Genomic DNA, 9,378 nt, shown 5'->3' on the forward strand with positions numbered 1-9,378 from the left:
TGCGGGAAAGGCTTCAGAGCCTCCAGTTCCGAGGAGGTGGTCGATGAGGTCGCCGGAGGGGAGGCCGATCGCCCGGTGGATGGCGTGGGTGGACACCCGGTGCCCGGCCTGCCGGAAGGCCTCCCACCAGCACGTCACATGCAGGTGGTTGGTGTCGACCAGTGTGCCGTCGACGTCGAAGAGCGCCGCGTACGGGCCGCTCCGCCCGGACGTCACGCGGTGCCGCGCAGGCGGGGCAGGACCTCGGCCCCGTAGAAGTCGAAGAAGCCCTGCTGCTCGCTGCCGATCTGGCCGATGTACACCTCGTCGAAGCCGGCGTCCTCGTACGCGCGGACGGAGCTCAGGTGCTCGTCCAGGTCGTCACCGCACGTCATGTCGGAGCGGACCATGTCCTCGGTGACCAGGTCGACGGCCTGCTCGAAGTGTTGGGGCGTCGGCAGGAGTTGGCCCAGCTCGCCCGGCAGTAGGAGGTTGGCCCAGAGGCGGTGCGCGGTCTTGACGGCCTGATCGCGGTCGCGGCCCCAGCAGACCTTCAGCCCGCCCAGGACCGGTTTGCCGGTGCCGCCCGCGTCGCGGAAGTGCTCCACGAGTTCCCCGTCGGGCGTCATGGTGACGAAGCCGTCCGCGATGCGCCCGGCCAGGGCGGCCGCCTGCGGGCCGAAGGCCGATACGTAGAGCGGTGGCGGCTCGTCGGGGAGGGTGTGGATGCGGGCGTTCTCCACGGTGTAGTGCTGTCCGCGGTGGGTGGTCCGGCGGCCGGTGAGGAGCTGCCGCATGACCTCGACAGCCTCCTCCAGCATGGCGAGACGCTGATCGGCCGCGGGCCAGGCGCCGCCCAGGACGTGCTCGTTGAGCGCCTCGCCGGTGCCCAGGCCGAAGCGGAAGCGCCCGTTCGTCAGCACCGCGGACGTGGCCGCCGCCTGGGCGTTGAGCGCCGGGTGCATCCGTACGGTGGGGCAGGTCACGAGCGTCGTGACCGGCAGGGAAGTGACCTGGGAGAGGGCCCCGATCATCGACCAGACGAACGGACTCTGCCCCTGCGCGTCCGTCCAGGGGTGGTAGTGGTCCGAAATGGCGAGGGCGTCGAATCCGGCCTGTTCGGCCGCCTTCGCCTGGGCGAGGAGCTCGGCGGGACCGAACTCCTCGCTCGCCAGGAAGTATCCGTACCGGGTCATGAGGTCCTCACGCTGCTCGACGGGTCAGGCTCGGGCGGCGGGCCTTCGCCTTACGGCACAGGAAATTCGTCATCCGCCGAGGGCCTTGCGCAATTCGTCCTTGGTCATGGAAGAACGGCCTTCGATATTGCGCCGCTGGGCCTCTTCGTAAAGTTGCTCCTTCGTACGCCCCTGCTTTCCGGTGTGCGAACGCTCGCCGCCCTTCTGGGACGGGGACTTGGAACCGCGGGTGGAGCTCTTGCTCGCCGTCTTCGATTCGCCGGAACGCGCTCGTTCCTTGTTCACCGTGGCCGCCGCGATTTCCTTGGCGCGACTGGTGGAGGTGCCGCGTTTCTGGGCGCCTTCCTTGATGTGCTCGTACTGCCGCTCTCGCTTGGGACTCGATCCTGCCGGCATCATTCAGCGCCCCTTTGTGCTGGTGGTGGCTGGGTCAGCGACTTCTTCGCAGAGAGCTTGCGAGCAACCACAGTGGGTGCCCCGAGTCCCCGCTCACCCCCACCTCAAACCCGCGCAATTGGGCACCGCGACAAATGCGAGCCCATTCGGGTTGCGAACGCAGGCGTGCCATGGCTGCCGAGACGGGGCGCGGCGCGCGCTTGCCCGGTCGAGGTGGTCGACGAGTCGGGGCCGGGCCGTGTCCGTGTCCCGCCGCTTCTGCGTCGCGATCTGCCCCCCTTTCCAGCGCCCTGATAACCGTGCTGACCGCCGAAGACTGCCAACTCCCCGAACAGGGAAGGGCGTTGGGGGCCGATCCGTACGGCGAGGATCTGCAGCTCGCCCTCTACGTCCTGTACGTCCTGTACGAGCTGCACTACCGGGGCTTCAACGGCATCCCCGCACCTGGAACGCGCGGGCGAGCTGTGGCAGCACAGGCTCACCAACATTCGGCCGGAGTCAGGAAGAGATCGCGTTCAAGGACGAGGACGAGGTTGAAGCGCGTTCACGGTGGGCTGCGTGTCACCGTTGTCCGCGTCCAGGCCCGCGAGCAGGCGCAGCCCGTCCTCGGAGGGGCTGCCGGGGGCCGCGGACAGCACGAGCAGCTCCATGCCTGATTCGTCCGGTAGGGCGAAGTTCTCCTGGTGCAGTTCCAGCAGTCCGACCAGCGGGTGTCGGTACGCCTTGCGGCCATGTGTGCGGGCGCGCACGTCCGCGCGGGCCCAGAGGCGGCGGAAGCGCTCGCTGCCCATCGCCAGCTCGCCGACGAGCGAGGCCAGGCGGGGGTCATCGGGGTATTTGCCGGCGGCCAGGCGCAGGTGCCCGACGACGTCGAGAGTGCACGTCTCCCAGTCCGCGTAAAGGCCACGCTCGGCCTCCTCGAGGAAGATGTGCCGGGCGGTGTTCAGGCCCGGTATCGGCAGGCCGAAGAGGAGCCCCGCGAGGCGGTTCCCGGCGAGCACGTCCAGGCGGTGGTCCATGATCAGCGCGGGTGCGTCGGTGACCAGGTCGAGGACGCGCAGCAGCTCCGGCCGGACCCGTCCGCCCGGCGCCTTCGCCCGGCGGCGGCGCTGCCGCGCGAGCCGGTCAAGGTGCCCGCGTTCGGTCTCGTCGAGGCCGAGGACGCGGGCGAGCGCGTCGAGGACCTGCTCGGAGGGCTGCGTCGCGCGCCCCTGTTCCAGGCGTACGTAGTAATCCACGCTGACTCCGGACAGGTGCGCGACCTCTTCGCGGCGCAGCCCTTCGACCCGGCGGCGGCTGTCGGTGGGGATGCCGACGGCCGCCGGGTCGACCCGGGAACGCCGCGTCCGCAGGAAGCTCGCAAGATCGTCCATGCGTCTCAGTATGGGCTCGGTGGTGCCGGTGAAGGTGGCCCTGCTGGTACCAGGAAGTCCCGTCCGATGGAAGAGGCGCCCCTGAACGCCGGGCGACGCGGCTTACAGGATCGAGGGCAACCGATCCGAAGGAGTTCCCATGAAGACGCTGATCGTCTACGCCCACCCGGAGCCGAAGTCGCTCAACAGCTCGCTGAAGGACCTCGCGGTGTCCACCTTGGAGGCCGCCGGGCACGAGGTTCGGGTGAGTGATTTGTACGCGATGAACTGGAAGGCGGTCGTGGACGCCGCGGACTACGGCCCCGAAGCCTCAAGTCCGCTGAAGGTCGCCCGGGACTCGGGCCGGGCCTTCGACTCCGGGACGCTCACCCCGGACGTCCGCGCCGAGCAGGAGAAGCTGCTGTGGGCCGACACGATCATCTTCCAGTTCCCGCTGTGGTGGTACGCGATGCCGGCGATCCTCAAAGGCTGGGTCGACCGGGTGTTCACCTTCCACTTCGCGTACGGCGTCGGCGAGCACAGCGACACCAAGTACGGCGAGCGCTTCGGCGAAGGCACCCTCGCAGGCAGGAAGGCCCTGCTGTCGGTGACCGCCGGCGGCCCGGAGTCCCATTACGCCGCCCGCGGGATCAACGGCCCCATCGACGACCTGCTGTTCCCGATCCACCACGGCATCCTCTACTACCCGGGCATCGAGGTGCTGCCGCCCTTCGTGCTGTACGGCACCGACCGGATGACGGGCGCGGATTATCCGGACGTCGCCAAGGCATGGGAGCAGCGCCTCCTCACCCTGGAGTCGACCGAGCCGATCGCGTTCCGGCGGCAGAACTTCGGTGACTACGAGATCCCCTCGCTGCACCTGAAGGAGGGGTTGGAGCCCTCGGGCCGCACGGGTTTCGGGCTGCACGTGCGCGGCTGACAGCCGGTTCGCGCACTCGCGTCGCGCCTCGCGCCTTGGGCCTTGCGCCTCGCGCCTCGCGCCTGTGCCGGGATCGCTCGAATCGTGACCCATCGGCACGGCAGAGATGGCTGCGGCAGGTCAGGGGACCTTGCCGGTGATGCCGTCGTCGCTGCCCGGCAGTAGCCATATCGCGCTCTCCCTCGCGTCCGAGCGGGGCACCGCAAGATCGGACTTTCCGTCGCCGTTGGCGTCGAACAGTTCCAGAAGCGAGTCCACGGCATCGGACCAGCCCACTTCGTCCGTGTTCCGCTCCGGTCCGGCGTCCACGGACTGCGCACGGGAGCCGGTCAGGCCGTCCTCGCCGCCACGCAGCACGATGATGGTTCCGGCGCTGCCGACGTCTCGCGCGTCGTCGCCGAAGTCGCCGACCGCGATGTCCGCGTAGCCGTCGCCGTTGACGTCACCGGCCGCCAGGGAGCTACCGAATGCCTCGTACTTGCCCTTCTTCTCTCCCGGTACGCCCTTGGTGTCCTGGTCGATCCGGATGCTCCGCGCCTCCGCCCGGCCTGGTCCCTTCGGGTCGCCATGCAGCACCGTGACGGTGCCGCCGGGGTCGTTGTCCTGTCCGTGTCCGGGCAGCTCCCCCAGCACCAGGTCGCCGTAGCCGTCGTTGTCGACGTCGCCGACGGTCGCGGTGTCGCCGCCCGCGAAGACCTCGCCGCCCTGCGTGAAGCCTTCCTTGCCGCCCGCCATGAAGTGGCCCAACTCGGGCTCGTCGTAGGTGAGCGCGTCTTCGTACTGGTGGAGGCTGACCAGGTCGTCGATGCCGTCGCCGTTGAGGTCACCGGCGATCACGTCCATCACGTCCATCCGCTCAGGCACGTCGGGTGTCGGGACGGCGGCGGTCCGGGCGGGCTGGCCTTCCCGGCTGAACGGCCCTTTCAGCAGGCCCTTTTCGTGCTCGACGCCCAGCACCAGGTCCGCCTTCCCATCGCCGTCGAAGTCGCCCGCCGCGGTCTGCCCGTACTCCAGATCGCCGGGTACGTCCTTGACGTACGTGGCGGGCGCGCCCTCGCCGATGCCCTCGCTCGAACCGAAGAGCATGATGAGGCCGCGCTCGTCCTCGGCGTCGTTGTCCGAGGCCTTCTTCTTGTTCACGGTGACGGCGAGGTCGGTGTAGCCGTCACCGTCGAAGTCGCGGGCGAGTGGCCGCCCGCCGAAGCCCGCGCCCTCCACCGCTTCGCCCGGCACTCCCGCGTCGTCCTGCGTGATCCGGTCGCGCCGGCCGGCCGGCGGGCTCCGCGCCGTCGGCCCCGTACTGCACGGCCGCGTACCCGGCCTCCGGTTCGCTGCCGGCATCGCCTCGGCTGCCGTCCAGCGCGAGGTCGGCGTGGCCGTCGTCGTCGAAGTCGGCCTCCGCGGCGGTTCCGGCGGGACCCGTGGGCGCGTCGCCGGTGGAGCCGGACCGGCTCGGGCCGGTGTTGTCCGACGAGCCGTCGGCCTCGTCGTCCGCACCGTTTCCGCCTTTGCCGCTGAAGTCCTCCGGTGTGAGCGACCGGGCGTCCTTGCCGGTCAGTCCGTCGTCCGTGCCGTGCAGCACGCGCACCTCGCCGGTGTCCTCGTCCTCACCGGGCGCCCCGGCCGCGAGGTCGGCGTGGCCGTCGCGGTCGGTGTCGACAAGGCGGACGGCCTCGCCGAAGCCGTCCTTGGTCTCCGGGGCGTCCCGCTTGCCGCCGGTGGCCTGGTCGACGAGCTGCGCGCCCTGTCCGGACAAGCCCTCTTCGCCGCCCTTGAGGAGGACGACGGCGCCGGCTCCCTTCTGCTTGGCGTCGTGCTGCCCCGGCAGCTTCTTGCCGGTACGGGCAGCGCCGGGATGGCCTACGGCGACGTCGTCGCGGCCGTCGCCGTCCACGTCGCCGACGGCGAGCGCGGCACCGAACTCGGAGCCTTCCTTGCCGCGCCCCGGCACGCCCTCGGTGTCCCGGTCGATCTCCGTGTGCCTGCCGCCCTCGCTCTGCGGCAGCGGGCCGTCCTTCGAGCCGTAGAACACCTCGACCGGTCCGCTCACGGCGCTGTCCGCGGCGGCGCCTTCGGGGTGGCGGCGCAGGACAAGGTCGGCGAAGCCGTCGTTGTCGACGTCGCCCACCGCGGCGTTGGCGATGCCCGGCAGGACCGAGGTCTCCGGGTCGCCCAGGCCACCGCTGCCGCCCGGCACGTACGCCGTGTACTTGCCGCCGCCCCCGATGCCGTCGTCGGACTGCTCCACGCTGATCAGGTCATCCGCGCCGTCGCCGTTCATGTCGGCGGCGTAGGCGCCCGAGAAGCCCGTGCCGGCGCCCGCCCGCGGCACCCGGTCGGTGTCCGCCGCCTTGCCGTCCCGGCTGAACGGCCCCTTGAGCAAGGCCTTTTCGCCGCTGGCCCGCACGACCAGGTCGTCGGAGCCGTCGCCGTCGAAGTCACCGGCCACGAGCGTGTGATCACTCGTACCGTCACCGATGCTGAAGTCGTCGGGCACGTGGTGGAGGTACGTGCCGGCGCCGGCGTCGGCCGACAGGCCGTCCCGCGAGCCCCACAGCACCAACAGACCGCTCTTGGCGCCCGTCTCGTCCTGCTCCTCGACGACCTGCACATCCGCGACGAGGTCGGTGTGACCGTCGTCGTTCAGATCGGCGGTGGCGGTGTGGCGGGCGAACCCGATCCCGTCCCCGTCGCGTTGCGGCGCCGACGTCACGTCCTGCCGGATCACCTGCCGTCGCCCGTCGCCGCGGGCGCCGTAGGACACCTCAACGCGGTCGTCGGAGGCGGCCGGACTTACCAGGTCCGCGTACCCGTCGCCGTCGAAGTCCGGCCACGCCGCACTGGCCGACGCCGCGCTCGCCTTCTCGGGCCCGGCATCGCCGACGCCCCACCACACCAGTGTCGCGACCACTGCCGCCGCCACCGTCGCGGCCAGCAAGGCGATGGTCCGGGCGGTGCCGGTGCGTGCGGCGGCCGCCGCTTGTATGACCGAGCCCAGGTCGCGCACGAGTCCTCCAATGCAGCGTGCTTCAACGGCAGGTCGGCGTGGTCCGCTTGGTCCACGGCGACCCAGATGAGAACCCTGCCCCCAGGCCTCGGGACGAAGGCAAGTCCCAAATGGCCCACGGCGACAGTTTCCTCCCCACCTGAAGCCAGGAGTGTTGCGGAACGGTGACGGGCCGCTCAGCCGAATCTCAGATTCCGGCTGAGGGGGGAACAACGACCGGCCGCTGCCGTGCCCGGATGGCCTCGCCGGAACTCATCCCTCCGTAGCCTCCAACTCGTCCCTCCGTAGCCTCCGGACACGCCCCGCCGTCCCGCTGGTGGAAAGCTCGCCGTCCCAGGCGTGACCGTGGTCGTCCGGGCGCTTGGGCTTACCCGTAGGTGACGGCGTGGAGTGCCGGCGTGTTGACGGGGGCAGCCGAGCAGAGCCGCGCGCCCATGGGCATCGATCAGAGGGAGTCCCGGCGAGGCGATGGGCAAACCTGGCGTCTTGGGCAAGCCGCCGGCGGGCCGCCTCCCATCGAATCAGTGAGCTGCCCTGTCAATGTGCCCGTCAAGGCACTAGCCACGCTCGTATCCCCTGGCGGGCCGGGACTCGACAGCGTCTGGTTCGAGGACACCGACGGGACGGTCACAGCCACGAGCGGCAGCGCGGCACGATGTGACGGGAGGACCAACGCGTACGGGAACCGCACCTGTTGCCGAACTGGGCGCCCCCGGGGGCATATGGCTCTTCAGCCGTCCAGGTCCTTCAGGCCGAGTTCCGCGCGTGTGTAGCGGTGGGTGTCGGGCGTGCGCAGCCCGTCTTTGCCGCCGGGCAGGTACCAGTAGTCGCCGTGGGGGTTCTGGCCGTCCGCGGTGCCGGTGGCGAGGACGTCGGTGTGTCCGTCCTGGTTCGCGTCCAGGAGTTGGAGTTGTGCGCCGAAGTCATCGCGGCTGCCGGAGCCCCGCGTAAGCGTCCCGTCCTCAAGTCCCGGAGTGTCCAGGTCGATTGCCTGAATCGGGCGAAGCCGAACGCCGGGGCCGCGCTCGGCCACCTGGATGCGTCCCCGTGCATCGGTCGGGCCGAAGTGCACGGTGGAGATGAACTCGGCCTTTTCGTCCCCCGTCACGTCACCGGAGAGCAGCGGGGTACCCACGTCGCCCTCAGCGGTCAGCGGAAACGTTCCTTCCCGCAGCCCATCCGGTCCTCCGCGCAGGATCTGCCGCACGCCCGGGCGCGGGAGGATGTCGGGGTAGCCGTCACCGTCGAAGTCCACTCCGGTGCGCACCTCGGTCTTGTCGGTGGTCCAGACCGAGGCATGTTGCCCGATCTGCTGCGTCAGTTCGGTATCCAGCACAGGACCCTCGGGCGTGCCGCGGAAGTACTGCACGGGAGTGGGCGGTGCGTCTTCGTCGTACTCCTTGGGGCCGTAGTCGCTGGGTATGAGGAGGTCGGTGCGTCCGTCCTGGTCGAAGTCGGCGACCACCGGCGGGCCTACCGTTTGGTGGGGCGCCTGGGGGCTGGTCTTGAACGTCCTGACCTGGGCGGGCTTTCCGGTGGCGCTCATCGGGCCGTACACCACCCGTGCGGGACGTCCGGCTGCGGAACCGGAGTCGATGAGGTCCAGGTGCCCGTCCCCGTCTATGTCTCCGACCGCACCCGCCACGAACGTGCCCGCGCGGTCGCCGTCGGGCAGGGCAATGGGCACCGGCCGGTTTCGCAGGCCGTCCGGGCTGCCGGGCAGTATCACCGCAGAGCTGCGGATCTTCGTGCCGTGGTCGGCATCGCCGTGTTCGGCATCGCCGTGTTCGGCATCGCCGTGTTCGGGATGCCGCTGCGCGGCCACGTCCGTATAGCCGTCTCCGTTGAAGTCACCGGTGAGTACGGTGTCGTAACTCAACTTCGCTGCTGCTCTACGGGAGTCCTCCGTACCGTGGCCTGGCGTCAGCGGGCGACCGGTGGGACGCAGGCCCGAGGGCCCGCCGCGGAAGACCATGATCGCGCTGCGGGCGGTTGCAGGGCCTTCGTCGTCGCTGTAGTTGCGCTGAATGCTGACGGCATCGGGATAACCGTCCTTGTCGAAGTCCGGCGGCCCATTTCTCGCCGGTGCCTTCGCAGCCGGCTGTCGCCGCCACTCGTCCCCAGGGTTGTAGTCACGCTCGAACCACTGCACGGCGCCCACCCCCACCAGCACCACGAGCAGCAGGACGACACACCCCGGGAGACACGAAGTCCGCGGCGAACTCTGCGGGTCACCATGAATTGCTGCCGTCATCGCAGCAGCCTAAGGGCACGTGCGGTTCCTCCGTCCTGTGAGGGCCCTGACCGTAAGCCGATGGCGCAGGTCGCCAGGGATCTGGGCGTCGGCGAGGGGACTTTGGGGACGTGCATGGCCTGAGCGAGGTGGCCAGTTGCGTCAACTACCCCTCGCTAAAGCGAGGGGCTTGCACAGCGGGCGCCACTGGCTGTGGCGGTGCGCTTGCGTCCAGTCCCGTGCCCGGTTCTCGGGTGTGGGGCAGGGGCCGTTGG

General features: G+C 70.2%; 7 protein-coding genes and 1 pseudogene. 1 reads left to right on the forward strand and 7 read right to left on the reverse strand.

Features of this window, described 5'->3' with window-relative positions:
* Nucleotides 1-27 precede the first annotated feature (27 nt).
* From QIT00_RS07330 to QIT00_RS07350, 4 genes and pseudogenes are all read right to left on the reverse strand, one after another.
* Nucleotides 28-216: pseudogene (locus QIT00_RS07330) on the reverse strand (HAD family hydrolase); the annotation flags it as partial.
* Nucleotides 213-1,175, reverse strand: a complete 963-nt coding sequence (locus tag QIT00_RS07335; RefSeq protein ID WP_282534285.1) for an LLM class F420-dependent oxidoreductase — start codon at nucleotides 1,173-1,175, stop codon at nucleotides 213-215. The gene QIT00_RS07335 and the pseudogene QIT00_RS07330, both read right to left, overlap by 4 nt.
* Nucleotides 1,176-1,244: 69 nt before the next feature.
* A complete protein-coding gene (locus tag QIT00_RS07340) occupies nucleotides 1,245-1,571 on the reverse strand; it encodes a plasmid stabilization protein (protein ID WP_282534306.1) in 327 nt (108 codons plus the stop codon).
* Nucleotides 1,572-2,086: 515 nt separating this feature from the next.
* Entirely contained in the window at nucleotides 2,087-2,944 is an 858-nt protein-coding gene (locus QIT00_RS07350; protein WP_282534286.1) for a helix-turn-helix transcriptional regulator, read from the reverse strand.
* A 139-nt stretch (nucleotides 2,945-3,083) separates the two neighbouring features.
* Here QIT00_RS07350 and QIT00_RS07355 point away from each other — a divergent pair, with 139 nt between their 5' ends.
* Nucleotides 3,084-3,863, forward strand: coding sequence for an NAD(P)H-dependent oxidoreductase (locus tag QIT00_RS07355; protein WP_282534287.1), 780 nt, complete (start codon nucleotides 3,084-3,086; stop codon nucleotides 3,861-3,863).
* Between the two features lie 120 nt (nucleotides 3,864-3,983).
* Here the strand turns inward: QIT00_RS07355 and QIT00_RS07360 are convergent, their stop codons facing one another.
* The 3 genes from QIT00_RS07360 to QIT00_RS07370 all read right to left on the reverse strand — a co-directional run bounded on the left by QIT00_RS07360 (nucleotide 3,984) and on the right by QIT00_RS07370 (nucleotide 9,124).
* Entirely contained in the window at nucleotides 3,984-5,096 is a 1,113-nt protein-coding gene (locus tag QIT00_RS07360; RefSeq protein WP_282534288.1) for an FG-GAP and VCBS repeat-containing protein, read from the reverse strand.
* Nucleotides 5,029-6,870 (reverse strand): FG-GAP and VCBS repeat-containing protein, encoded by a 1,842-nt coding sequence (locus tag QIT00_RS07365; RefSeq protein WP_282534289.1) that lies wholly within the window; start codon nucleotides 6,868-6,870, stop codon nucleotides 5,029-5,031. The genes QIT00_RS07360 and QIT00_RS07365 overlap by 68 nt, the downstream gene beginning before the upstream one ends.
* Before the next feature lie 730 nt (nucleotides 6,871-7,600).
* Entirely contained in the window at nucleotides 7,601-9,124 is a 1,524-nt protein-coding gene (locus tag QIT00_RS07370; RefSeq protein WP_282534290.1) for an FG-GAP repeat domain-containing protein, read from the reverse strand.
* Nucleotides 9,125-9,378: the final 254 nt, after the last annotated feature.

The sequence above is a fragment of the Streptomyces luteolus genome (assembly GCF_029968015.1).
Lineage (GTDB): Bacteria > Actinomycetota > Actinomycetes > Streptomycetales > Streptomycetaceae > Streptomyces > Streptomyces luteolus.